General features: G+C 35.3%; 24 protein-coding genes. 8 read left to right on the forward strand and 16 right to left on the reverse strand.

What is annotated here, in order from left to right; all coding sequences use genetic code 11:
* Window positions 1–44 precede the first annotated feature (44 nt).
* The 3 genes from R2Q59_RS16760 (at window position 45) to R2Q59_RS16770 (ending at window position 4,890) form a co-directional block, all read left to right on the forward strand.
* Window positions 45–1,190: a TlpA family protein disulfide reductase gene (locus R2Q59_RS16760; protein ID WP_316786361.1), complete on the forward strand. Its 1,146-nt coding sequence runs from the start codon at window positions 45–47 to the stop codon at window positions 1,188–1,190.
* Between the two features lie 147 nt (window positions 1,191–1,337).
* Entirely contained in the window at window positions 1,338–3,536 is a 2,199-nt protein-coding gene (locus R2Q59_RS16765) for a peptidase domain-containing ABC transporter (protein ID WP_316786363.1), read from the forward strand.
* A gap of 61 nt (window positions 3,537–3,597) precedes the next feature.
* The gene (locus tag R2Q59_RS16770) at window positions 3,598–4,890 is read left to right on the forward strand and encodes a secretion protein HlyD (RefSeq protein ID WP_316786365.1); all 1,293 of its coding nucleotides are present in this window, start codon (window positions 3,598–3,600) and stop codon (window positions 4,888–4,890) included.
* A gap of 89 nt (window positions 4,891–4,979) precedes the next feature.
* Here R2Q59_RS16770 and R2Q59_RS16775 read toward each other — a convergent pair whose 3' ends face one another.
* The 14 genes from R2Q59_RS16775 to pdxA all read right to left on the reverse strand — a co-directional run bounded on the left by R2Q59_RS16775 (window position 4,980) and on the right by pdxA (window position 20,099).
* On the reverse strand, window positions 4,980–6,956 hold the full coding sequence (locus R2Q59_RS16775; protein ID WP_316786366.1) for a dehydrogenase E1 component subunit alpha/beta: 1,977 nt from the start codon (window positions 6,954–6,956) through the stop codon (window positions 4,980–4,982).
* Between the two features lie 94 nt (window positions 6,957–7,050).
* Window positions 7,051–8,445: a LutB/LldF family L-lactate oxidation iron-sulfur protein gene (locus tag R2Q59_RS16780; protein WP_316786369.1), complete on the reverse strand. Its 1,395-nt coding sequence runs from the start codon at window positions 8,443–8,445 to the stop codon at window positions 7,051–7,053.
* A gap of 108 nt (window positions 8,446–8,553) precedes the next feature.
* Entirely contained in the window at window positions 8,554–10,200 is a 1,647-nt protein-coding gene (locus tag R2Q59_RS16785; RefSeq protein WP_316786370.1) for a M28 family peptidase, read from the reverse strand.
* A 54-nt stretch (window positions 10,201–10,254) separates the two neighbouring features.
* Complete coding sequence (rpiB, locus tag R2Q59_RS16790; protein ID WP_316786373.1) at window positions 10,255–10,695, reverse strand: ribose 5-phosphate isomerase B; 441 nt, start codon at window positions 10,693–10,695, stop codon at window positions 10,255–10,257.
* A 178-nt stretch (window positions 10,696–10,873) separates the two neighbouring features.
* The gene (gene tatC, locus R2Q59_RS16795) at window positions 10,874–11,755 is read right to left on the reverse strand and encodes a twin-arginine translocase subunit TatC (RefSeq protein ID WP_316786374.1); all 882 of its coding nucleotides are present in this window, start codon (window positions 11,753–11,755) and stop codon (window positions 10,874–10,876) included.
* A 247-nt stretch (window positions 11,756–12,002) separates the two neighbouring features.
* Window positions 12,003–13,343 carry an acetyl-CoA carboxylase biotin carboxylase subunit gene (gene accC, locus R2Q59_RS16800; RefSeq protein WP_316771128.1) on the reverse strand — a complete coding sequence of 447 codons (1,341 nt, stop codon included), beginning with the start codon at window positions 13,341–13,343 and terminating at the stop codon, window positions 12,003–12,005.
* A gap of 32 nt (window positions 13,344–13,375) precedes the next feature.
* A complete protein-coding gene (gene accB, locus R2Q59_RS16805) occupies window positions 13,376–13,852 on the reverse strand; it encodes an acetyl-CoA carboxylase biotin carboxyl carrier protein (RefSeq protein ID WP_316786375.1) in 477 nt (158 codons plus the stop codon).
* A gap of 162 nt (window positions 13,853–14,014) precedes the next feature.
* A complete protein-coding gene (locus R2Q59_RS16810) occupies window positions 14,015–15,010 on the reverse strand; it encodes a beta-ketoacyl-ACP synthase III (protein WP_316786377.1) in 996 nt (331 codons plus the stop codon).
* 16 nt (window positions 15,011–15,026) lie between these two features.
* Window positions 15,027–15,965 carry a phosphate acyltransferase PlsX gene (plsX, locus tag R2Q59_RS16815; RefSeq protein WP_316786379.1) on the reverse strand — a complete coding sequence of 313 codons (939 nt, stop codon included), beginning with the start codon at window positions 15,963–15,965 and terminating at the stop codon, window positions 15,027–15,029.
* A gap of 95 nt (window positions 15,966–16,060) precedes the next feature.
* Window positions 16,061–16,252, reverse strand: coding sequence for a 50S ribosomal protein L32 (rpmF, locus tag R2Q59_RS16820; RefSeq protein ID WP_131552139.1), 192 nt, complete (start codon window positions 16,250–16,252; stop codon window positions 16,061–16,063).
* A gap of 15 nt (window positions 16,253–16,267) precedes the next feature.
* Window positions 16,268–16,801 (reverse strand): DUF177 domain-containing protein, encoded by a 534-nt coding sequence (locus R2Q59_RS16825; protein ID WP_316786380.1) that lies wholly within the window; start codon window positions 16,799–16,801, stop codon window positions 16,268–16,270.
* Window positions 16,802–17,286: 485 nt separating this feature from the next.
* Window positions 17,287–18,123, reverse strand: coding sequence for a sulfurtransferase (locus tag R2Q59_RS16830; RefSeq protein WP_316786382.1), 837 nt, complete (start codon window positions 18,121–18,123; stop codon window positions 17,287–17,289).
* Entirely contained in the window at window positions 18,120–18,746 is a 627-nt protein-coding gene (locus tag R2Q59_RS16835) for a hypothetical protein (RefSeq protein WP_316771137.1), read from the reverse strand. Before R2Q59_RS16835 ends, R2Q59_RS16830 begins: the two co-directional genes overlap by 4 nt.
* Window positions 18,747–19,019: 273 nt before the next feature.
* Window positions 19,020–20,099, reverse strand: coding sequence for a 4-hydroxythreonine-4-phosphate dehydrogenase PdxA (pdxA, locus tag R2Q59_RS16840; RefSeq protein ID WP_316771138.1), 1,080 nt, complete (start codon window positions 20,097–20,099; stop codon window positions 19,020–19,022).
* 219 nt (window positions 20,100–20,318) lie between these two features.
* Here pdxA and rsmA point away from each other — a divergent pair, with 219 nt between their 5' ends.
* The 3 genes from rsmA (at window position 20,319) to R2Q59_RS16855 (ending at window position 22,611) form a co-directional block, all read left to right on the forward strand.
* Window positions 20,319–21,104, forward strand: coding sequence for a 16S rRNA (adenine(1518)-N(6)/adenine(1519)-N(6))-dimethyltransferase RsmA (gene rsmA / locus R2Q59_RS16845; RefSeq protein ID WP_316786383.1), 786 nt, complete (start codon window positions 20,319–20,321; stop codon window positions 21,102–21,104).
* A gap of 3 nt (window positions 21,105–21,107) precedes the next feature.
* On the forward strand, window positions 21,108–22,037 hold the full coding sequence (locus tag R2Q59_RS16850) for a 2-hydroxyacid dehydrogenase (RefSeq protein ID WP_316786385.1): 930 nt from the start codon (window positions 21,108–21,110) through the stop codon (window positions 22,035–22,037).
* Between the two features lie 97 nt (window positions 22,038–22,134).
* A complete protein-coding gene (locus tag R2Q59_RS16855; protein ID WP_316771144.1) occupies window positions 22,135–22,611 on the forward strand; it encodes an OsmC family protein in 477 nt (158 codons plus the stop codon).
* Window positions 22,612–22,733: 122 nt separating this feature from the next.
* On the opposite strand, the gene R2Q59_RS16860 is transcribed toward R2Q59_RS16855, so the two are convergent.
* Window positions 22,734–24,617: a M1 family metallopeptidase gene (locus R2Q59_RS16860; protein ID WP_316786387.1), complete on the reverse strand. Its 1,884-nt coding sequence runs from the start codon at window positions 24,615–24,617 to the stop codon at window positions 22,734–22,736.
* A 190-nt stretch (window positions 24,618–24,807) separates the two neighbouring features.
* Here R2Q59_RS16860 and greA point away from each other — a divergent pair, with 190 nt between their 5' ends.
* Window positions 24,808–25,281, forward strand: a complete 474-nt coding sequence (gene greA / locus R2Q59_RS16865) for a transcription elongation factor GreA (RefSeq protein WP_131552149.1) — start codon at window positions 24,808–24,810, stop codon at window positions 25,279–25,281.
* A 75-nt stretch (window positions 25,282–25,356) separates the two neighbouring features.
* The gene (locus tag R2Q59_RS16870) at window positions 25,357–25,746 is read left to right on the forward strand and encodes an HIT family protein (protein ID WP_316771148.1); all 390 of its coding nucleotides are present in this window, start codon (window positions 25,357–25,359) and stop codon (window positions 25,744–25,746) included.
* A gap of 79 nt (window positions 25,747–25,825) precedes the next feature.
* On the opposite strand, the gene R2Q59_RS16875 is transcribed toward R2Q59_RS16870, so the two are convergent.
* The gene (locus R2Q59_RS16875) at window positions 25,826–26,674 is read right to left on the reverse strand and encodes a hypothetical protein (RefSeq protein WP_316786389.1); all 849 of its coding nucleotides are present in this window, start codon (window positions 26,672–26,674) and stop codon (window positions 25,826–25,828) included.
* Window positions 26,675–26,686: the final 12 nt, after the last annotated feature.

Here is a 26,686-nt window from a genome sequence, read left to right on the forward strand (position 1 = left end):
TTGGTGGCTTTTTATTATTAAAAGCCACCAATTAAAAAAAGATAATGAAATTAATTTTTGCCTTTCTCATCATATTTCTTCCCAAAATTTTATACGCTCAAATTTTTGAGATTAATATAAAAATTATTGATCCTGAGAACAAAATATTAGATAATAGTAATTGGGTTTTAAAAACATTTAACAGGACTGTTGGACAAGAAGTAAAACATATATATAACGCCACTATTGAAAACAAGCAAGCAAGGTTTAAAGATACTATTGGAGAATCAGAAGTTGCTATGTTAAGTTTAGAGTTTGGTTCTCAATTTCTTTCTTATAAAATTGTTATTGACCCCCATGCTAAGTATGAGATAACTTTGGATATGTCAAATAAGAAGTTCAATATAACTAGCAATTCAATATCTGATCATTTGTTAAGATATTTCTTTGAGGGTTTAGATAGTTTAAACAAATTAAAAGATGATAGAATTGTGTTACATAAAAAATTCATAGCAGCTAATGAATCAATATTAGCTGATAGTGCTTTAAAACTGGTTGACCATTTCAAGATTGATATTCGTAATCTCAGAAAAAGTATTGCCAGCAAAAACCCGGATAATATCATTTCTGCTTATATTTTGACAAAAAATTTTGATTATGATCTAGAAGAACAAAAAATCTATGAAAACTTAACTGACGAAATTAAGAGTACCAGTTATGGCATCGCATTGAAAGAAAGTATAGACGGATATGTGAGAAATTTAAAACCTGAAAAACAAACCGAAATATCAAATCAGGATTTAATTCCAATTCTAGGCAATACTTTATCAGGAGATAAAATATTACTGAATGAAGAATACTTCAAAAAAAGCAACAATAAATTAACATTAGTTGAGTTTTGGGCTAGTTGGTGTGCCCCTTGTAAAGAATCTCTTAAAGAATTGTATTCATTTTATTATTTGAATAAATCTAAAAATTTTAATGTTGTTTTAGTTTCGCTAGATGAGGATATGGCTAGTTGGAAAAAAGCAAGTTTAGCAGAAAATTATCCATGGCTTAATATTTCTGATGGTAAAGGACATTTATCAGTTATACCAAAAAATTATAAAATAAATGCCATTCCTGCAAATATCTTAGTAGATGACAAAGGGAAAATTATCTCAAGAAACATTACAGATTTAGACCTGATTAAGCAATTATTAGATAAATAATGTAATTATTTATTGCCTTTTAACTGTTGATTAGCTATTCATCAGTCACCAAACAATGGCTATTGGGCCACTAACTATTGAATTATATGCAGAACATAGACTGAACTGTTAGAGCTGTTAAGCAATAATCTATACAAACTTTTACCCTTGAAAAAATTCCCCTTCTATAAACAACCAGACCAAATGGATTGTGGCCCTATATGCTTACGTATGGTAGCTAAATATTATGGTAAAAATTTCAGTCTGCAACGGCTAAGGGAAATTGCTGGCATTAATAGGGAAGGCGTTTCACTTTTAGGTATTAGTGAAGCTGCAGAAAAGATTGGTTTTAGAACAATGAGTTGCAAGTTAACCTTACAACAATTGCAACAAACAGAATTGCCAGCCATTTTGCACTGGGGGCAAAACCATTTTGTCATAGCCCATCCCCAACCTTTCCCAAAGGGAAGGGGACGTAAAGGTGCCTATTGGTATATCGCAGATCCTGCAAAAGGTTTAATTAAATATACTGAGGCAGAGTTTTTGAAACATTGGTTAAGCGATAACAATTATGGTATAGCATTAATACTTAGCCCAACACCAGCATTTTACGAGCAGGAGGGAGATAAAACAGCAGGCTTAGATTTTAGTTATCTGTTACGCTATTTGTACCGTTATAAACAATTGGTTATTCAATTATTTGTGGGTTTAGGCGTAGGTAGTTTATTGCAGTTAATTGTTCCTTTCCTTACCCAATCAATTGTAGATATAGGTATCAATACCCGCAACCTTAATTTTATTTACATCATCCTCATTGCACAAACTATGCTCTTTTTGGGCCGGATGAGTGTAGATTTCATCAGGTCTTGGATTTTATTGCACATTAGCACTAGAATTAACATTTCCATTCTTACAGATTTCCTCATTAAGTTAATGAAGCTACCTATGAGTTTCTTCGATACCAAAATGACAGGAGATATCATGCAGCGGATGAACGACCAAAAACGAATAGAAAGTTTCTTGACGGGTACAACTTTAAACACCATTTTTTCTATGTTTAATTTGGTGGTGTTTACAGGCGTATTGGCCTATTTTAATGTAAATATCTTTTTCATTTTTTTGGTAAGCAGTGTTTTGTATTCCCTCTGGGTAATTGCATTTTTAAAAAGGCGCAGGGAGTTAGATTTTAAACGTTTTGATATTTCTGCTAAAAACCAGAGTAGTATGGTGCAACTCATCAATGGGATGCAAGAAATTAAACTGAACAATTGCGAACAACAAAAACGCTGGGAATGGGAACACCTGCAAGCTGGTTTGTTCAGGTTTAGTATTAAAAGCCTTTCGCTGGGGCAAATACAACAAGCAGGTGCTTTTTTTATTAATGAGGGTAAAAATATCATCATTACGTTTTTGGTGGCAAAATCTGTTATTGATGGAAATTTAACCTTGGGCGGAATGATGGCTATACAATACATTGTTGGTCAGGTAAATAGTCCAATTGAACAACTATTAGGCTTTATCCAACAATTGCAAGATGCCAAAATTAGCTTAGAGCGTTTAAATGAAATACACCAAATGGAAGATGAAGAACCATTGGACAAAGTGTTCTTAAAGGAGTTGCCCAATAACAAAACCATTAGCATTAACAATTTAAGCTTTACCTACCCAGGCGCAGGTAACGAGCTTGTGCTTAAAGGCATCAATTTAAATATCCCAGAAGGAAAAACGACTGCCATTGTAGGTATGAGCGGGAGCGGCAAAACCACTATCTTAAAACTATTGTTAAGGTTTTATACGCCACAAAAAGGGGAATTAAAAGTTGGTGTAACTAATTTAGATCAAATAAGTTATAGGTATTGGCGAGGCAAATGTGGTACGGTTATGCAAGATGGTTTTATCTTTTCTGATACCATTGCAAAAAATATTGCAGTGGCAGATGATTACCCTAATTCGGATAAATTACAACATGCCATAAAAATGGCCAATATTAACGATTTAATTGAAGGTCTACCTTTGGGCTTAAATACCAAGATTGGTGCAGAAGGTAACGGAATTAGTGCAGGGCAAAAGCAACGCATCTTAATAGCTAGGGCAGTTTATAAAAATCCAGAATACATCTTTTTTGATGAAGCCACTAACTCGCTCGATGCTAATAACGAAAGCATCATCATGCAAAACCTAGAAGAATTTTTTAAAGGTAAAACCGTAGTGGTGGTGGCGCATAGGTTAAGTACCGTAAAAAATGCAGACAATATTGTTGTACTTGACAAGGGTGTGATTATAGAGCAAGGAACGCATGCCGAATTAACAAAGAGTAAAGGAGAATATTATCAATTAGTTAAAAATCAATTAGAGTTGGGGGAATAAGGAGCCCATCCCCAACCCTTCCCAAAGGGAAGAGAGTGCAAAGTTTAAAAAAAAATAAATTATGCCAATAGAACAAGAATTAATATATCAGAGTAGCGAAGAAGTTAATGAAATCATTACCGCAGTACCGTCTTGGATATTGAGAAGAGGTATTGCACTAATTTTTTTGATATTGGTTATGATTATTGCATTATCGGCTTTTATTCGTTACCCAGATATAGTTAAGACATCATTGAAAGTAAATTCCTTGAATTCGCCTAAGGGGGTTATTGCCCACCAAGCTGGTAAGCTGGTTGAAATATTGGTTAAGGATAATGAAATGGTTAAGGATAAACAAGCATTGGCTTTTATAGAAAGTACGGCCATACATACCGATGTGCTCAGCTTTTCTGAAAAATTAAAATCATTACAGGATAAGCTGAATGACGCACAAGCAATAACAGCTAAAGACCTTGAGACTAAAGGTTTAAATTTAGGCGAGTTGCAGAATAGTTATCAATCCTTTTACCAAGAATACTTGGCGTTTATCAATACTCAAAATGGAGGTTTTTATTTAACACAGAAAACCTATTTAGAGAACGATTTATTGGAGATACGGAAGCTGCAAAAGCAAATCAATCAACAGCAAAAAATACAGCAACAAGAATATGCCAATGCAGAAGAGGAATATAAGGCCTATCAAAAATTGAAGAGCAAGAACGTTATTTCAAATAGCGAATTTAAACAGCAAGAGAATAAATACCTTTCCAGTAAATACCCATTGCAACAATCTGCAACTGCCTTACTCAATAATAATTCGGCTTATTTGGCAAAGGAAAAAGAGGTGGCTACTTTAAACAATACCATAAAGGAACAACAATCTAAATTTAGGCAGGCATTAAGTACGATGATGAATGAAACAGATGGCTGGATCATGAAATATGTGGTCTTGTCGCCCTTGGCTGGTCGTGTTGGTTATGCGGGTATTTTGCAAGAAAACCAAAATGTAAACCTTAATCAAGAGCTCTTCATCGTTAACCCTGGCAACACTAATTTTTTTGGAGAAGTTCAAATACCTCAATATAATATGGGAAAGGTAAGCTTGGGTCAACGAACCTTAATTAAGATGCGAAGCTTTCCATTTGAGGAATATGGCATCATAAATGGAAAGATCAGTTACATTACAGATGCTGCCCTAAAGGATAGCGTATTTGTGGCAAAGATAGATTTTACCAATTTCGAGCAGAAAGACAGCACACATCCCATCGTGCTAAAAACAGGGATGATGGCTGATGCCGAAATCATAACAAGAGAAAGTTCTCTTCTGCAAAGATTTATAAGGAATATGACCAAGATGCTGGATGGGGGAAGGTAGTTTGAAATTGAATTGCTTTTGATTTCAAGCCCTAAGCTCCAAGCAGATTGCTTCGCTCTGTGAAAAACAGAAGCTCGCAATGACGAAACCTAATACCCCAATAATTTGCTTACTTTTTCTCCCAACCTGCTTTTCGCTAAAAAACTATCTTCCAGTACTTTACTCATTGGTATGGCTGTATCTAAACTGGCACAACGCATAACAGGGGCATCCAAGTATTCAAAACAATTTTCTGAAATCCAAGCAGATAGTTCGGCGCCAAAGCCAGAGCTTAAAGTGTCTTCGTGTAAAATGATTACCCTTCCAGTCGCTTTAATGGCATTTGCAACGGCTTCTTTATCCCAAGGTTGTAAGCTTACTAAATCCACCAATGTGGCAGAAATTTCGGGATGATTATTTAGATATTCTAAAGCCCAATGTACACCTAAACCATAGGTGATGATGCTTAATTGTTCACCTTGTTTTAACACATTGGCTTTCCCAATTTCTACGGTATAATAGCCGTCGGGAACTAACCCGCTTAAGCTGCGGTATAAATATTTATGTTCAAAATATATAACAGGGTTTGGGTCTTCGATGGCTGCAATTAACAAGCCTTTTGCATCATAAGGAAAAGCAGGATAAACAACTTTTAAGCCTGGAGTTTTAGTAAACCAAGCTTCATTACTTTGTGAGTGAAATGGACCTGCACCTGTTCCAGCTCCCGTTGGCATCCGAACTACAACATCTGCTTTTTCTCCCCAACGATAATGAGTTTTTGCCAAATTATTCACAATCTGATTAAAGCCACAGGTTACAAAATCTGCAAATTGCATTTCCACTACAGCTTTATAACCATTTATAGAAAGACCTAAACCAGCACCAACAATAGCAGATTCGCAGATTGGGGTATTGCGAACTCTAGCTTTGCCAAACTCCGATAAAAAACCTTCAGTTATTTTAAATGCACCACCATATTCTGCAATATCTTGTCCCATGATAACTAAATTATCGTAGCGTAACATTCCTTCTCGCAATCCTTCCGTTATCGCATCTAGGTATCTTTTCTCAGTTTTATTTTCGCTCGGAAGAGTTTCTTTATAGATGTGAGACGCAAACATATCATCCAACTCTGTGGTATTATTTGCTATTGGTTCTTCCTCAATAAAAGCAGCTTCGACTTCTTGTTCAATGTCAGATTTGAATCCACTTTTTATGCTTGCAATTATATCTTCATTTAAAATCTTTTCAGCTATTAAGAATTTCTCGAAATTTTTAATAGGGTCTTTTTGTTCCCAAGTATCAAACAAATGTTGAGGAACGTATTTGGTACCTGAAGCTTCTTCATGGCCTCGCATCCTAAAGGTCAAACACTCTATTAAAACTGGTCTCGGATTTTCCCTGATGCTTTTGGCAACTTCAGAAATCTTATCATAAACTTCTAAAATATTATTGCCATCAATTTGAATTCCCTCGATACCATAACCAATTGCTCTATCTACTAAATGTTTGCAATTAAATTGCTCGTTAATAGGAGTTGATAAACCGTAACCATTGTTCTCAATTAAAAAGATAACTGGTAAATTCCAAACTGACGCCACATTAATAGCTTCGTGAAAATCTCCTTCGCTAGTTGCACCTTCTCCAGTAAAAACTAAAGTTGCATTTTTTCTGTTGGCTATTAAATCTGCCAATGCAATCCCATCGGCTAACGCCATTTGCGGACCTAAATGGGAAATCATTCCAATGATTTTATAATCTTGCGTGCCAAAATGGAAAGAACGATCACGGCCTTTAGTAAAGCCAGATATTTTACCTTGCCATTGCGCCATCAGTTTTTTAAGCGGAATATTTCTACTGGTAAACACACCCAGGTTGCGGTGCATCGGCAAGATATATTCATCGCCCTGCATGGCCAAAGTACTGCCAACGGCGATGGCTTCTTGCCCAATTCCAGAAAACCATTTGCCAATTCGACCTTGACGCAAAAGAATGAGCATTTTTTCTTCTACCATCCTTGGATAAAGTAATATTTTGTAAAGCGCTAAAAGGCTTGCATCATCTTTATCTTTCCTGTCGAACTGCATATTTGGTTAATATTAGTGTTTCGTTTTAATTTAGGGATTTTCTCAACTCAAAACTCCCAACTCAAAACTTGAATGTTTACTCAAGATTCCTGACTTACGACTCAGGACTCTGGACTTTTTTAGATTCTTCCCATTGCTTAGAGAAAGATTTCTCAGCTATTTCTGGCATATCACGATATTTTCCCCAGCTCTTTTTAAAGAATTGTTTAAGGAAGAAATTTTTCATCTTACCGCCAACAAAGTCCATTAGCGAACGTTTTTTCATTCCTTTTTTCCACAGGCTCCAACCAATATCTTCTTTTTTGGTATTGATATGCTCAGTGGCAGCGTCTCTTCTATTTAAGAGCAACATTTTATGGATATCGATTTTAACTGGGCAAACTTCAGAACATTTTCCGCAGAGACTAGAAGCATAACTTAAATGTTTAAAGTCTTTCATCCCTTTAAAATGGGGAGTGATGATCGAGCCAATCGGACCGCTATAAGTTGTATTATAAGTATGACCGCCTATATTTTTATAAACAGGACAAGCATTTAAACAAGCTCCACAACGAATGCAATAAAGTGCTTGTCTTTGTTCTTTCTGAGCTAATAGATTAGTTCTGCCATTATCTAAAAGGATAACATACATTTCTTCTGGCCCATCAGTTTCATTTGCTTGCCTCGGACCTGTTAAAATGCTATTATAAACCGTTAAGTTCTGACCAGTTCCATGGCTTGCTAATAGTGGCCAAAATAGATCTAAATCTGCAATGGATGGAATTACCTTTTCAATGCCAACAATGGCGATATGAATTTTAGGAAAAGTAGTGCATAAACGAGCGTTGCCTTCATTTTCCGTTAAGGCGATACTTCCAGTGTCTGCAATCAAAAAATTCCCTCCAGATATACCAATGTCGGCTTGCAGGTATTTCTCTCTTAGTAGCTCTCTCGCTTTTTGAACTAATTGTGGTGGTGTAGCATCTATCGGTGTTCCAAATTTTTCATGAAACAATTGTGCAATTTCTTCCTTGCTTAAATGCATAGCTGGCGTTACAATGTGATAAGGTTTTTGACCTAACAATTGCACAATGTATTCGCCTAAATCGCTCTCTAAAGACTCAATCCCATGCTGTTCTAGAAACTCATTGATATGAATTTCTTCTGTAGTCATAGATTTAGATTTGATGACACTTTTGCCGCCATTTTTTTGGATGATATTCAGAATTTCTCTTTGAGCTTCTTCCACATCATTTGCCCAAATTACCTTTCCTCCACGTTTCTGAAAGTTAGATTCAAATTCAGGTAAAAACTTGTCTAGGTTTTCCATTACACGCCATTTGATAACGTGTGCCTTTTTCTTTGATGCTTCTAGATTTTCGAATTTTGATAAACCCCTTTCAACCGCTACATTATATTTCCCAATGTTATGGTTTATAGTTTTACGATGCGGTAAATCAAACGCCTTTTCATCAGCTTTTTCCAAAAATTCCTCAGCAATATTCATCATATTCAAAGATACTAGAAAATGTAAAAGGGAAGATGTAAAATGTAAAGGGAATAGACAAAAAAAATCCCGATAGCTTTTGACTATCGGGATTTGATATTTTAGATGAACCTATTTTGTTTTAGGCGTACCGTCTGCGTTTTTATCAACTACTGGTCTATTAGCTCTGTTAGCCAATTCCCAAGCAGTGTAAAAAGTTAAGTGCGCACGTTTTGCTAACAAATCAAAATTGATTTTGCTAACCTCATCGCCAGGTCTGTGGTAATCTTGCTCTAACATTCCATCATAATAGAAAATAACAGGAATACCTAATTTAGCAAAGTTATAGTGGTCTGAACGATAGTAGATTTGTTGTGTGTCTTTTGGATCATCATATTTATAATCCAATTTCATTTTCGTGTAAGTTTCGTTTATTTGCTCACTCAATTTACCTAGTTCAGTACTCAATTTAAATGAACCAACAGAGTAGATGTAGTTTGCACTATCTGGTTTGCCTAGATATTCTTCACCGACACGACCAATCATATCTGTATTTAAATCAGCAATTGTATTTTCTACTGGGAAAACTGGGTGCTCAGAATACCATTCAGAACCTAATAAACCTTTTTCCTCGCCAACTACAGTCATAAATAAAATACTTCTTTTAGGACCTTTACCAGCTTTTTTCGCTTTAGCAAATGCTTCAGCCATTAATAATACGCCAGTTGTTCCTGAACCATCATCATCAGCACCGTTGTTTACTTTATCTTTTGCATTAGGATCTGAAACCAAACCAATATGGTCATAGTGACTAGTAAGTACCAGGATTTCATTTTTTAGTTTTGGGTCAGAACCTTCTAAGAAACCTAAAACGTTTTCTGCTCTAACATCAGTTTCAACACTTTTAGCGCTAAATGCAACAGGTATATTTATAGCAACTGTAGCTGGTTTTTTACTTTCAGTGATTTTCTTTTTTATATCATCTAAATTGGTATTAACCGTAGCTAATAATTGGTTAGCAACAGCTGTTCCAATTACAATAACAGGTAAGCCTTGTGCTGATGACATGTTTTTAATTCTGTCTGCAGTTTTTAGGTATGGATTTCCATTTTGCAAAGCGTTTTTCAACCTTGGATCCATGTTATCAACGTTAGCGTTAATCACTAAAACACCTGCAGCTTTATTGTCTAATAGGTATTTAATTTTTGCTTGTTGACTACCAACGCTTGACATTGCACGACGACCACCAGTTTGTGGAGCTTGAGCAGGTGCAGTTGGATCGCCAGTTGCAAAAATCATTACAACTTTACCAGCAACATCTTGTCCTTCGTATTCATTAAATCCTTCTTTATTTAAGCCGTAACCAGCAAATAAAACCGAAGTTGCTTTGATGTCATAACCAGTTGAGCTTACAGAAGCAGGAGTAATATAATAATCCTTAAGACTTTCTTTAGCTTGACCATTAATTGATAATACTGATTTAGACAAACTCAAAGAAGCATAACCTAGTTTCTGAAAATAAGGATCTGCGCTGTCTTTAACAGGCCCTTTTAAGCCAAAACTTTGAAATTGTTTTTTGATGTATTCAGCTGCCATCCAAGCACCTTTTTTACCAGTTTCTCTACCTTCATACTCATCTGATGCTAAAATTGATAAGTGATCGTAACCTCTCTTTTTATTGATGGTTTCACTGAATTTTACTGCATCAGCATTCTTCTGAGCTGCAGCACTCAAGCTAAGCGCTACTGCAAAGCCGGTGAATAAAAATATTTTTTTCATTAATGTTTGTTTTAACTAGTGCGGTTTACTCACTAGTGGGTTTTATAATTTTTGTTAGCAGGATATTTTATTTACTCTGTTTTGATGTCTACCACCTTCAAATGCTGTCGTTAAAAAAGTAGTGGTCATTTCTTTTGCCACATTGGTGGATACAAATCTAGCAGGAATACAGATGATGTTTGCATTATTATGCTGTCTGCATAATGCAGCTAATTCGTTTTCCCAACAAATAGCAGCTCTTATGTTTTGATGTTTATTTGCTGTAATGGCTACTCCATTTGCACTTCCACATACTAAAATACCAAAATGGAATTCGCCACTTTCTACTGCAGAAGCAACAGGATGAGCAAAATCTGGGTAGTCTACTGAGTCAGCAGTATGTGTCCCAAAGTCTTTTATTTCATAGTTCGCCAAGAAATCTTTTAAAATCTCTTTGTATTCGAAACCAGCGTGATCTGCACCGATTGCTATCTTTAATTTATCTTCTAAAGGCATTTTCAAATTTATGTAGAATAATACAGCAAATGCGTAAATTTTTTGTTATTAACCAAATTGCTTGTCTTTCTTACCCGTACCGATTTTATCTCGGTAGCACCTGAAGAATCTTGGAATTTGGAACTTTGTCAACTTTTTTTAATTGGTAAGAAAGTTGACAAAGTAAATATGACAAGAATTAATTCTTAAAGAATAACGCTTCTGCTTTTAATTTTTTCTTTTGAATGTTCGATGAAATCATGATACTCAACTCATACAATAAGAATAAAGGCAAGGCAACAATCATCATGGTAAATGGATCTGCTGTTGGTGTAATAATAGCAGCAATTACCAAAATTAAAATAGCTGCATATCTTCTATTTTTTCGCATGAACTGCGGCGTCATTACTCCAAGTTTCGAAAGAATAAAAATAACAACAGGTAGTTGAAAGATGATCCCAGTTCCTAATGTTAAGGTTAATACTGTTGAGAGATAAGAATCAATAGTAAATGTATTTTCAATTCCAGGATCTACCGTAAAATTAATCAAGAAGTTGATAGACCAAGGCGCTATAAAATAGTAACCAAACAAAACACCTAATAAAAATAATACCGATGCAAAGAATACAAATCCTTGAGATGATTTTCTTTCTGTCTCTAGCAAGGCAGGTTTAATAAAAAGCCATACCTCAAATAAAAGGTAAGGTATTCCTAAAATCAGGCCAGCCATGATACAAGATGTCATTTGCAAGGTAAACTGACCCGACATTTCTGTATTAATAATCTTCGCGTCTATTTTTGTAATGCAGAAATCTTGAGCTAAGGATGGAATCATTGCTGCAATCTTACAACCCATTCTATAAGTCCAAAACGTAGGGTCTTTTGGACCCATGATAATCTTGCTCCAAATAAAATCTGAAAAATAAAAAGCAACACAGGTAAATAAGGTTACGACGGCTAAGCCTCTTAATAAATGCTTCCTTAAAACGTCGATATGGTCGAAAAACGACATTTCAGCCTCTAAACTTTTTCCTTTATTTTTTATAGAATCGATTAGATCCTTTGCTTTATTATCGCTCATTGAAATTATTTGTTAAACAAAAATACCATTCTGTTTGATATAGAATGGTATTTACGGTTAATATCTTAAAAAAGATTATTTTTTGCTGATAAATAAGATAGTCTGGTCAAATATTACTTATTTCTTTTATCTAATCTTAAGAAATATTTAATTAATCTAAAGGATAAGTAAGCTAATCCAACGATTAAAATAAAGATTAATGTCTGAAAAATGATTAGGCTGTATTCAGGAATAAGTAAGTCCATATTTATGCTGAAAATTCGAAAGTCTCCATGAACTTGGTAGTAAAGTTACCAGCTCTAAAGTTCGGATCTTTCATCAATTGTAAATGAAAAGGAATCGTTGTTTTAACTCCTTCAATAACAAATTCACTTAAAGCACGCTCCATGGTACAAATTGCTTCTTCACGTGTTTGTGCCACACAAATCAGCTTTGCTATCATCGAATCGTAATTAGATGGAATTTGATAACCTGCATAAACATGTGTATCAACTCTTACCCCATGACCACCTGGAGAATGGAAATTTGTAATTCTTCCTGGAGATGGTCTAAAGTTGTTGGCAGGATCTTCTGCATTGATACGGCATTCAATTGCATGCATATTTGGCACATAATTATTTCCAGAGATTGGAATACCTGCAGCAACCTTAATTTGTTCCTTAATTAAATCGAAGTTAATTACCTCTTCAGTAACTGGGTGTTCTACTTGAATACGAGTATTCATCTCCATAAAGTAGAAATTACGATGTTTATCTACCAAAAACTCTACAGTTCCAGCACCTTCGTAACTAACAGCTAAAGCACCTTTGATAGCAGCTTCACCCATTTTTTCACGTAATTCAGGTGTCATGAATGGAGATGGAGCTTCTTCAACCAATTTTTGGTGACGACGTTGGATAGAGCAATCTCTTTCTGATAAGTGACAAGCTTTTCCATATTGATCCCCAATGATTTGGATTTCAATGTGACGTGGATCTTCGATATATTTTTCTAAATAAAGACCATCATTACCAAAAGCAGCGCCAGATTCTTGACGAGCACTGTCCCAAGCATTTTCAAACTCTTCATCTTTCCAAACAATTCTCATTCCGCGACCACCACCACCGGCAGTAGCTTTTAGAATAACAGGATAACCCATTCCGTTGGCAATTTTAATGCCTTCTTTAACGCTTTCTAACAAACCTTCAGAACCTGGAATAGTTGGTACGCCAGCAATTTTCATTGTTTCTTTAGCAGAAGCTTTATCGCCCATACCATTGATTTGCTCTGGTGTAGCACCAATGAATTTAATTCCGTAATCACGACAAACAGAAGAAAATTTAGCATTTTCTGAAAGGAAACCATAACCAGGATGAATAGCATCGGCATTGGTTAATTCAGCTGCTGAAATGATATTTGGAATACTTAAATAAGAATCTTTACTAGGGGGCGGACCTATACAAACAGCCTCATCGGCAAAACGAACATGTAAACTCTCTCTATCTGCAGTAGAGTAAACAGCAACCGTTTTTATGCCCATTTCTTTACAGGTACGTATAATTCGCAAAGCGATTTCGCCCCTGTTGGCAATTAATATTTTTTTAAACATAATTTTTTTTAATTAGCTGATGAGCTAATGAATTAAATAGGTTCTACTAAGAATAATGGTTGATCGTATTCTACTGGAGATGCATTTTCTACCAATACTTTTACAATACGACCTGAAACTTCACTTTCAATCTCATTGAATAATTTCATTGCCTCAATGATACAAACAACTTTACCTACGCCAATCTCATCGCCAACATTTGCAAATGATGGTTTATCTGGACTAGAAGAACGATAGAAAGTACCAATCATTGGAGATTTTACCGTAATATATTTTGAAGTATCTTCAACTTCTGGAGCACTTGGTGCTTTAGTTTCAACTGCAACTGTTGGTGCTGCTGCCGGAGCAACTGGCTGTGGAGCCGCTGCTGCTGGTAAAGCTGCATTTACATAAACTGGTGCTTGGTTAGTTTTAATTGTAATCTTGAAGTTTTCTTGCTCAATAGCAACTTCATTTACTCCTGACCGAGAAACAAATTTAATGAGTTCCTGAATTTGTTTGATATCCATTCTTTTGTTGTTATGTTAAAAAATTGGTGTCTTAATGAATTAACTAAGTTATAGTTTTTTTGTTTTATTTTAGAAAGAAATTGGTTGATAGTCTATAGTTGATGGACGATAGCTTAAGCGTCCAAACCATTAACTATTAACCATTGACCATTTGCATTAGATTTATTCGCCGTAAGCCCACTTCAAGTATACAGAACCCCAAGTAAAACCTCCGCCAAATGCGGCTAAAACTAAATTATCGCCTTTTTTAAGTTTACTTTCCCATTCCCATAAACAAAGAGGGATAGTTCCGTTTGTAGTATTACCGTAACGCTCAATGTTAATCATAACTTTATCGGTATTTACACCCATTCTTGAAGCAGTAGCGTCAATAATTCTTTTGTTAGCTTGATGAGGAACCAACCATGCCACATCATCAGCAGTTAAGCTATTGCGTTCCATGATTTCTGCAGCTACATCTGCCATATTTGTTACAGCAAATTTGAATACGGTTGGACCTTCTTGATGTGCAAAATGTTCGTTAGCATCAATACTTTCGTGAGTTGCTGGCTTAACAGAACCCCCAGCTTTCATACCTAAGAAATCTCTTCCAGAGCCATCAGATCTCAAGATAGAATCTTGAACACCTAATCCTTCTTCATTTGGTTCTAATAAAACGCAACCACAACCATCACCAAAAATGATACAAGTGGTACGGTCTTTATAATTAATGATAGACGACATTTTATCGCCACCAACTACTAATACTTTTTTATGTTTTCCCGATTCTATAAATGAGGCTCCTGTAGATAAGCCGAATAGAAAGCCAGAACAAGCTGCTTGTAAATCGTAACCCCAAGCATTTTTTGCCCCAATTTTATCAGCTAATACATTAGCGGTTGCCGGGAAGGTAAAATCTGGAGTAGTGGTGCAGAAAATGATTAATTCAATTTCTGATGCATCGATTCCTCTCTTTTTAAGCAGACCATTTACAGCATGCACAGCCATATCTGAGGTGCCTAAACCTTCACCCTTTAATATTCTTCGCTCCTTAATACCCGTTCTAGATGTTATCCATTCATCAGATGTATCTACAAAGGTTTCCATTTCCTTGTTCGTTAAGATATAGTCTGGGACATAACCATGAACAGCGGTAATGGCAGCGTGAATTTTATTCATTTTTATCTATGTTAAATTATTGGAATGCGGCTTGTATTTTTCCAACCAATCCAGTTAAAATCATATCTCTAGATTGGAAAATCATATTCTTAACAGCTTCAGGGCTAGAAATTCCGTGGCCAATTACCACAGGAGCATTTACACCTAAAACAGGACTTCCGCCATAGTTCTCGTAATTAAAACGATCAAAAAATTCATCTTTTAATCCTTTTTTAATGGTTAATACGTAAAACGATTCTGCTAATTTTAGCATTATATTTCCCGTAAAACCATCACAAACTATAACATCAGCTTTATCATTAAATAAATCCCTTCCCTCTACATTACCTACAAAATTAAAAAGGTTGCTTTCTTTCATTAGAGGAAAAGTAGCCAATGAAAGTATATTCCCTTTTTCATCCTCTTCACCAATATTCATTAACGCAACTTTCGGATTTTCTATTTGCATGATATGCTCAGCATACATACTTCCTAGAGCACCAAATTGCAATAAAATCTCTGGTTTACAGTCTGCATTGGCACCAACGTCCAACATCAATCCTGTTCCTCCTTTTAATTTAGGAACAATGGTTGATAAACATGGGCGAATAATTCCTGGGATTGTTTTTACGCTAAATACAGCACCAACAAGCATAGCACCAGAATTTCCTGCGCTAGCGAATGAATCAATTTTGCCTTCCTTTAATAATTGGAAGCCAACTGCAATACTTGAGTTTGGTTTTTGAAGAATGGCTTTTGTTGGGTGCTCACCCATACCAATTACTTCATCAGTATGTACATATTCAAAGTGATCCGGATTGAATCCATTCTCTGAAAGTAGCGGTTTAATCTGCTGGGTATCGCCAATAAGCACCAAGTGCTGATCGGGAGTAAGGGATTGATGAGCTGCTATTGCCCCCAAAACGTTAGCTTTGGGAGCATAGTCTCCGCCCATAATATCGAGACCTATTTTCATAGTAAAAATCTTTTGTGTGTAAGCATAATGCTAATTAATTCCAACAATCTAAGTTAAACTTAAACCACTGGAAAACACAAAAATTTTTCAGAAAATTAACCTATTGAAGTGTTTTCTATAACTAATTTACCGTTGTAGTACAAGTTACCATCAACATTGTAAGCTGTATGAGGAACGTGTATAGCACCAGTAGTTTGGCATGTAGCCAAAGAAGGAGCCACAGCTTTGTAGTGAGTTCTTCTTTTATCTCTTCTTTGTTTAGAAATCTTGCGTTTTGGATGTGCCATTGTCTTGTTTAATTATTATTTTAATTTTTTTAATGCCGCCCAACGAGGGTCGTCATTTTGTTCTTCTTCTTGTTCTGCCGATCCACTTGCCAATTTCTCTAAGGTTGCTATCATTTCTGGGTCGCATTTTACAGTTTGGCCAACTTGCTGGCAAGTATTTATATAAGGAACTGAAACATTGATTAATTCGTAAATTATTTCCGAAACATCAAGCGCACTTTCCTTTTTGTTTAGCATGATGATCTCTAAATCATCACTTTCTAAATCGTCTTCTGCAAACTTTACAATTTGCCTTTCAGTTATGTCAATCGGTTGTGCAAACTCAGCTAAACATTTATCGCAATTCAATTGAATGGTTCCCAAAATATGGAAATTCAAAATCAACATTGTTTCCTGTTTATCTAATTCAACCTCAACTTTAAGTGCTCCATTTTTTACTAAAGAGTACTCAAATGCATCAAAAAAGCTTTTATCAACTTCGAATTCGAATTGATGTTTGCCCAATTTTAAGCCGGTAAACGGGATTGAAAATTGTTTTAATGCCTTCAATTGTAACTAAATTTTAGCCTGCAAAGGTAGGAAATATATTTATAAAATGAAATATTTTTACATTTTTGTCATTCTGAACGCATTGAAGAATCTCTCTTGTAAAATCACGCGATTAAATGCGGTTTAATTAAGGCTTTGTCATCCAGAGCATGGCGAAGCCTGCCTGCCGGACAGGCAGGGATCTAAGGAGTGGGGAATTATTTTATAATAAAAATTATAGCCACAGATTAGCAGATTAAAAAAGTTCGTCACAATAAATAATTTGAAAAACAGTGACATTGCTTTTCGCTTAATTCAGCCCTTCTTTCCGCTTTACTTCGTCCCGATGAAGAATCGAGCCTCGTGCTCGCTTCAATAAGGTTTAGTTAACTTGGGTGGTGGTTCTTAGGGAAATGGGTTGCCCCTCATAGTTAGGTAATTAAAGTCATTAAGAATTTAAAAATATGCTCTTTGTTGGTCTTAGGTTTCTTAGATGGTTTAAAAAACTATTTCTCTGCCAAAACCATATCCTTATCATTCCTGCTCCATTCGCTCCATGAACCAACATATAACTTCGGAATTTCCAAACCTGCATAATCCATTGCCAATAATAAATGGCAAGCTGTAACACCAGAACCGCAATGCACAATTAGGTTTTCTGATTTTACGCCTTCTAATGCCGTTTCTAAAACTTTTCTTAGCACTTTAGAATTAAAGAAAAACCCATTCTCATCTAAACTATTTGTAAAAGGAATATTTATGGCATTAGGAATATGACCTGCAATTAAATCGATAGGTTCGGTTAAGCCTGCAAAACGATTGGCATCTCTAACATCTACAATAGTTTGATTACCTTTTTTGCTTGCTGTTTCTACTTCATTAATATCAGCCAAAGGCAGATTCCAGTGCGTGATTTTATATTGTCCCACAGATTTGGGAGTCTCCTTGTTTGCGTTAGTGGCAAATCCAGCTTTAACTGCAGCATCAAAACCACCATTTAAAACTTGAACTTTTATATGTCCAATTGCTTTCAACATCCACCAAAAACGAGCAGCTGCATTACCGCCATTCTTATCATCATAAATTATAACATGAGTATCTGCATCGATTCCGAACCGCTGCAAAACTGCTGTAAAATGTGCGATGCTAGGTAAAGGATGTCTTCCGCCGATGGCAAAATCTTTAATATTTGCTAAATCAGTATTTAAGTCAATATATAATGCACCAGCTAAATGATTTTCATCATATCTAGCTTTCGAACCTGCACTTGCATCAATTAACACAAATTTATCTTGATTTAAAGTAAGTAGCTCAGCAGGCTGAATAATTGGAGAAAGTCTCATGGCAAATTTTTTGTTAAACTTATGGATTTTAATGTATAGGACATTGTCATTCCTTTAAAAAACGAGGTTTGTTGAAGAATCTCTAACGGATAATATTTTTCTAAAATTTCTTTGTCCCTACATATTGGGTGAAAAAGAGATTGAATTTTTTCAGTAACCCAAAATTCAGTTGTGTTAACTTGGTCAACGCCCAAAATACCTAAAATATCTACGCCGTCAATTTCCTCAACGTCACTAAAATCAACCTTAAATTTATAAATTACTTTAAAACAATTGTAGCCGTTAATTACCTTTCGTTCATTTCTAAATTCTTTAATGGTAACATCTTTGTTTTTGCTGAAAGCGAACTCTTCTGGACTACTAAAAGTTTTTAAATTATCTTTTTTTGATTGTGTAACAAACGTTGATTTTTTGACATTGATGATTGTGGAATCGCCCACCAAAGTATCTGCATTAGTAATATAGCTCTTGATAATTGTATCTAAATAAACCTGATGATAATCAAAATCTTCAACTTTAAAAGGCTCATCTTTCATTTCAGATTTTACTTTTTTTAGAAATGCTGAATCAACAATTGCCGAATCATACATGCCATTAAATGTTGAAAATAATGCTTCAACCAACTTGTCGCGTTTTTGATTTATTGCAGTCTCAAATGCTTGTTTGTCTTTAATAATTGTTTTAGAAGAAAAGTGGATTTCGCCTTTTTTAGGATGAATTATTAACTTTTGAGCTAAAGATGTTTTGGTTATAAGTGTTAAACACAAAAAAGAAAATATTAATCTAAGCATCGCAAGCAGTTAATTATAAGTCTTTAAACAAAGCTTATGCCAGAAATGTCGGTTAATGTTTTAGTTGCTGCGCTAACATTTAGCAATCCACACTAAACCTTCTACCTAGTTGGCGTCATCCTTTACGTCACTAGCGGTTTCGATTAATTTTCCACCACTGCGTAATTGATTTTTCAGTAGGCTTTCTTGCTCACGGCGATGTTCCACAATGTGAACTGCTGCAAAAACAGCTTCCATGAATGAGGTTGGGTCTGCTATGTTTTTACCGGCAATATCATAACCAGTTCCATGGTCTGGAGAAGTGCGGACAAATTTTAAGCCCGCGGTATAATTTACACCTGTATCAAAAGCGATGGTTTTAAAAGGAATTAAGCCTTGGTCGTGATACATAGCTAAAACTGCATCAAATTTTTTGTAAGTACCATTGCCGAAAAATCCATCAGCAGGATATGGTCCGAAACAAATAATTCCTTTATCAAATGCTTCTTGAATGGCTGGAGAAATAATTTCAGCTTCTTCTTTTCCTAATAAGCCATTGTCGCTAGCGTGTGGATTTAAACCTAAAACAGCGATTTTTGGTTTTTCAATCCAGAAATCTTTCTTTAAGCTTTCGTTTATTAATTGAATTTTCTTAACAATTTTTTCCTGTGTAATTGCCTTTGGTACCTCCAAAACAGGGATATGACCGGTAACAACGCCAACACGCAAAGTTTCGCTGATTAAAAACATTAATACATCGCTACTTCCGCTGCGTTCTTGCAAATATTCTGTATGACCAGGGAAACTGAAATTTTCTGATTGGATATTATTCTTATTAATTGGAGCGGTAACCAATGCGTCAATAGCACCACTCACTAAATCATCCGTGGCTTTTTGTAATGATAATAAAGCATATTTTCCGCCAGTTTCGTTAGCTACGCCTAAGTCGATTTTTACATCTTCTTCCCAAGCGTTAATCATATTTACTTTACGTGGGTTTGCATCTGCAGCATTGCTGATTACATTAAACATCAACTCGCCAAAATTTAATGCTTTTCTATGGAAAGAAGCCACTTTTGTATGTCCGTAAACTATAGGCGTACAGTAATCTAGCATCTTACTCTCTGCAAAGGTTTTTAAAATTACTTCTAAACCTATGCCATTTACATCACCTATGCTGATACCTATTTTAACTTTATCGCTCATTATTATTTGAAAGAATTTAGCGCAAATTAGCGAATATAAAGTTTAACCGCAAAAGCGCAACAAAAGTTAAACGCAAAGAACGCTGAGATTATCGCAAAGAAAAGAAGCGATTTTTGTAAGGTTTTGCTCTTTATGGTTAAATGATAAAACCATTTAGATAATAACCTTAACTTTGTGTTCTTAGCGTAAACTTTGCGCTCTTTGCGGTAAAATAAAATTATGAGTTTAGTAAAAGCAAAAAAACATTTAGGGCAACATTTTTTAACAGATAAAAGAATTGCCGAAAAAATTGTGGATGGACTCATTCATACCGACCAATATCGTCAGGTTTTAGAGGTTGGACCAGGAATGGGGATCCTTTCTGATATCCTATTAGAAAGAGAAAATCTAGAAACGTTTTTAATTGATATTGATGTTGAATCTGTTGCTTTTCTGGCTGGTAAATATCCCCAGTTGGGAGATAGGTTAATAAGCGGCGATTTTTTAAAACTTGATTTAACTTCTATTTTCCCAGGCAAATTTGCAGTGATAGGTAATTTTCCTTACAATATTTCTTCTCAAATTCTATTTAAAATTTTAGAACATAAGGATAACGTGGTAGAGATGGTAGGGATGTTCCAGAAGGAAGTAGCTGAACGTTGTGCTTCAAAATCTGGAACAAAGGAATACGGAATTTTAAGTGTTTTAATTCAAGCTTATTACGATATAGAATATTTGTTTACTGTAAAACCAGGAACATTTAATCCACCACCAAAAGTAAACTCTGGCGTAATCCGCTTAAGCAGAAATAAAATGGAGACCTTGCCTTGCGATGAGAAATTGTTTTGGCGTACGGTTAAAGGTGGATTTAATCAGCGCAGAAAAACTTTGCGTAATTCTTTGTCGGGCACAATCCCAAAAGACAAAATGGACGACCACCCGTTTTTTGATAAAAGAGCAGAACAGTTAACGGTTGAAGATTTTATTACTTTAACACAGCATTTAACTCAATTGACACAAGCCTAATCCATGAGCAAGAAGATTTTAATAATTGATGATTTACATCCTGTATTTAAAGAAAGAGCAATAGCCTTAGGTTTTGAAGTTGATGATAAACCATTAATAACTAGAGTTGAAACATTAGCTGTAATTAAGGATTATGTTGGCATCGCTGTGCGTACCAAGTTTAGAATTGACAAGGAACTTTTTGACGTTGCACCAAATTTAAAGTTTGTAGCTAGGGCAGGGGCAGGATTAGATAATATTGATGTTGCCATTGCAAATGAAAAAAACATTCAATTGATTAATGCTCCAGAGGGGAATAGAGATGCGGTGGGAGAACACGCCATCGGACTTTTACTTGCTTTGATGAATAACTTTCGCAATGCGGATAATGAAATTAGAAATGGAGTTTGGGATAGGGAAGGTAATCGTGGTTGCGAATTAAAAGGTAAAACGGTAGGCATTGTTGGTTATGGTTTTATGGGGCAAAAAATGGCTCGGAAACTAGCTGGATTCGAGGTAAATGTAATTGCATACGATAAATACAAGACAGGTTTCAGTAACGAATTTGCTCGTGAAGTAAGTATGGAAGAAATTGTAAAACATAGTGATGTGTTGAGTTTACATATTCCGTTGACAAAAGAAACGAGGCAAATGGTAAACGAAGAGTATTTTTATCACTTCAAAAAACCGATATTTTTTATCAATACGGCCAGAGGCGAAATTGTAAATACATCAGCTGTGCTTGCTAACATTAAAAGCGGAAAAATTTTAGGTGCAGGCTTAGATGTTTTAGAAACCGAGAAATTCCCAGCCCTAGGAGAACAACCTTGGTTTGATGAATTAAAAGGAAATGGGAAAGTTATTTTAACGCCACATGTTGGTGGGTGGACCTTTGATTCTTATCGAAAAATTTCTGAAGTTTTAGCTGAAAAGCTAGCGGAAATCAAATTATAATTCCATAAATTGCTCATAACAAAATATAAATGATTTTGATGCGAGGTTGGATGATTTCATCTCAAATCTCACATCTCAATACTCAAATCTATAAGGTATGGCAAAAGAACATCAGTATAAAACTAATTTAGTTTGGGCAGGCAACAAAGGTTCAGGAACTATGGATTACCGTTCTTACGACCGAGATTTTGTTGTCTCAATTGAAAACAAACAACCAATTTCAGGCTCATCAGATTCGGTTTTTTTGGGTGATAAAACCAAATACAACCCAGAAGACTTGTTATTAGCATCCGTTTCTTCTTGCCACATGCTTTGGTATTTGCATTTATGTTCTAAAAACGATATTGTTGTGATGGAATATAAGGATAATGCAGTGGGTACAATGGTAGAAAATGCTGATGGAAGCGGGCAATTCTCTTCAATTTTATTGCAACCAGAGGTTTTAATCTCGAAAAAGGAGCAAATTGAGCAGGCAAACGCTTTACATGAGGAAGCGAATAAAATGTGTTTTATTGCTAATTCATTAAACTTTCCAGTAAAACATCAGCCAACTTGTAATGCAATTAACGGTTAGTTTTAACCACAAAGGCGCAAAGAGCGCAAAGTGAATAATTTCGTCATTGCGAGCAAAGCGAAGCAATCTTTCCTGCAAGATAGATTGCTTCGTCATTCTTCCTCGCAATGACGACTTATAAATTATTTTACCTTCCAAGTATTATCAACTGGTGTTGCATCCATAAAAATGCCTCCATCTAATACTATTGACGCAATTTTCTTAGCTCCTGCAAAATTTACAGTTGCCAGTTTCTGATTAGCTTTCCAAACCGTTGGAGTTTGATGTAAAGTCTGCTTGGTTCCATCAGCATAAGTAATAACCACATCAAAAGGAATAGCGAAACCACCCTCGTTTTTAATGCTCAATACATTTTTTCCAGCAGTTGCTGATACTTTTGAAATGGCTAAATCTATATAGTTATTGCTAAAAAACCAGTTGTTAAAAAACCAGTTTAAGTTTTGCCCAGAGCCAGTATTCATCGAGTTGAAGTAATCCCAAGGAATTGGATGTTTTCCATTCCAATTATCCATATAAGTATGCAAAGCTTTTTTGAATGTAGCATCACCTAACATATCTTTTAATGCTAGATATGATAAGGAAGCCTTACCGTAAGAGTTGTTGCCGTAACCTGCTCCAGATAATTGCGTAGACATTGAAATAATAGGCTGGTCTTCTTCTGCAGACTTATCTTTAATGTAGCTGTTAACCCTAAATTGTTTGTAAAACTTATCGGCAGCTTCTTTCCCTTTTTCGGCAATGCCGATTAAATACTCTAAAGTTGTCGCCCAACCTTCATCCATAAAAGCATAACGGGTTTCATTAATACCCATATAAAATGGGAAATAAGTATGTGCTATTTCGTGGTCTTGTACCAATTGTGCAAATGAAGCGTCACCCATTTGCGAATCGTTTACCATTCCAGGATATTCCATGTCTGCAAAACCTTGAAAGGCAGTCATTTTTGAGAATGGATAAGGAATGCCTGGCCAATTGTTAGAGAACCATGCCAGGGCATAATTGTTGTTTTTTACAGAGTTCACAAAATCAGTTCCCTTTACATCATAAGCGGCTTGTGTGCTTACTCTTCTGTTGGTTTTATTATCTACAATTACACTTCCCGCATCCCATAAATAGGTGCTGCTTAATGCAAAACAAACATCAACTATGTTGTTAACTGAGAATTTCCACGTATTCCAGTCGTTTTGTAAGGTAACCTTTCCGCCTTTCATATCTTGTTCAGTAGCAATATGAATAACCTCATCACTGGTATAAGATTTTTTTAATCGAGCAGCAAACTCAGGTTGTAAAACTTCATCGGGATTTAATAAATCGCCTGTGGCATAAACCACATAGTTTTTAGGAGCTTTAATGGAAAAAACATAATCGTTAAAATCGTTATAAAACTCTTGTCTATCTGTGTGCGGCAATCTATCCCATCCATTATAATCATCATAAACAGAAACACGAGGATAACTATAAGCTACAAACATACTTGTTGGGTCAATTTGCCCTTCGCGACCGCTTTCTTTCGATAAAGGATAATTCCAATCGATATTTAGCAATGCTTTTTGACCTGGGAGTAATGGTTTTTTTAATCTTACCTCACCCGTAGTTCCCCATGATTTTCCGTTGATGTTATAAACTTCTCCATTAATTTTAAAAGATGTAATGGTTAATCCAGCTGAAAGAAAATCTTCACTCACTTCTCCTCCTCTGGATGAGGTAGGCTTGTGTAAATTATTTACAAAACGAATGGTAATAGATTTTAATGTATCCTTACTATTGTTTGAGTAATCGATGGTTTCGGTTCCGCTAACAATTTTTGTGTCTGGATTTACGGCAATTTCCATATTGTATTTACCGTGATTTTGCCAATAGTTTTTACCTGGTTTCCCATCTGCAGCACGAGTGCCTTTTTGGTAAGCTGCCTTAACATTTCTAGGCATATATAAATCTTGTGCCCAAAGATTTTGTATAGATATTGTAGCAATAACTAAAAGTGATAATAGTTTAAGTCTTTTCATCGTTTTATAAAAATTAGAATTTTAAAGTTAGCAAATGCTGATGAAGGTTTGATGAAATAATTAGTATGAAAATATTTGCTTTTGTAAAAATTGCCTTATATCTTCGTTTTAATTGAAGCAAGACTATGTAGGCTAGATGCCGATGTAGTCTTGTTTGTTTTTTAGAGGATTTTATAAGGAATAACCAATTATGTCAGACGTAACTTATTATACCCAAGAAGGTTTAGATAAACTGAAAGAGGAATTACACAAATTAAAAACTGTGGACAGGGCGGCAATATCTAAGGCTATTGCTGAGGCTAGGGATAAAGGAGATTTATCTGAAAATGCAGAGTATGATGCGGCCAAGGAAGCACAAGGTTTACATGAGGCTAAAATCTCAAAAATGGAAGCAACACTTTCTAGCGCAAGGCTGATTGATGAAAGCAAACTTGATTTAACTAAAGTTTTGGCTTTGTCTATCGTTAAAATTAAAAATGTTAAAAACGGCGCTACAATGACTTATCAATTGGTAGCCGAAAGCGAAGCTGATTTAAAGACAGGAAAAATTTCTGTGAAATCTCCTATTGCTCAAGGTTTATTAGGTAAATCTGTTGGCGATACTACAGAAATCCAAGTGCCAGCTGGTAAAATGGAATTTGAAATATTAGAGATATCTAGATAACTAGGTGTAAGACGGAAAATGTAAAAGGTAAGATGGATTGTCCTAATACTTTATACTAAAACTAAATACTCAAAAATGAGCATATTTTCTAAAATTGTAAGTGGCGAAATTCAAGCACACATTGTTGCAGAAACTACAGAGTTTATGGCTTTTTTAGACGTAAATCCGTTAGTAATGGGACATGTTTTGGTTATCCCAAAAAAAGAAATCGACTATATTTTTGATATGGATGATGAAAGTTATTTTGGATTAACATTGTTTGCCAAAATTGTAGCCATTGGATTGAAAAAAGCATTTCCTTGTAAAAAAGTAGGTGTTGCCGTTATTGGATTAGAAGTGCCACATACACATATTCATTTGATACCAATGAATAATGTGAGTGATATGAATTTTAGTAAAGAAAAGCTAAAGCCTACTCAAGAAGAATTAGCCGAAGCTGCGGCGAAAATTAAAGCTGAGTTGTAAATGATAAATGACCGCAAGTTCGCAGATTTGATATATATTAATCTGCGAATCTGCGGCTAAAATTAAAAAAGCCATTGGTTTAATTAGGCGCAACAGTTGTAGCGACCGTTAGCACTGGCCAAAATCCTGGTGCAGCACCAACACTTACTCCCTTATTATCTCCACGAATAACATCTTGACCAAAATAGTATAAAGGCCAACCTTTGTAGGTTAATTGCTTTTTGCCGACAGTAGTAACATCAATTACTGCAATCAAATCTTTTGTGATGATGGACGGCACACTTTTCAACTCTCCTTCATAAACTGGCCAAATACCATTTTTAGTTAAGTCTGTAGTAAATGTATTTTTATTGTTTTTGTCTGGAGAGAAAGCATATAATGTTCTCCCTTTAGAGTCTGTAAAATAGACTGTTTTGCCAGTTCCCTCTGCATAAGTTTTGGTGTAAGTTTTTCCATTTAAGCCAGTTAATTGGTAATTAGCAACCATTAACGCATAATCGGGTTTTGCAACAAACCAAATTCCTGCAACACCATCTCCATTAATTTGTCCTGCTGCTAAGTCGTTCATATAATAATACAATGGATAACCTTTGTAGGTACTTTGTTTTTTTCCATCAGCACGAGTAATAACGGCAACTTCTGCTGCATTGACATTTAAATCTGTACTTGCATTGGCAGAATAATAAATTGGCCAAGTAGTTTCACAAGCACCCGTACAATTTGCTGTTCCAGCTACATCTGAAGAAAAGAAATAAAGAGTTTTACCAACACTATCCGTTAACACTGCACCAAATTTTACATCGGTGGAAATTTGAATGCCCTTTTTTACAATAGGGGTTTCTTCAGGTTTATCCTTTTTACAAGATAGGGCAAACAATAAGGCTAGGCAAATAATGCCAACTGGGGTTTTTCTTAGATAAATTAACATAATGATTTCGTT

Origin of the sequence: Pedobacter frigiditerrae (assembly GCF_032678705.1) — a bacterium.
Lineage (GTDB): Bacteria > Bacteroidota > Bacteroidia > Sphingobacteriales > Sphingobacteriaceae > Pedobacter > Pedobacter frigiditerrae_A.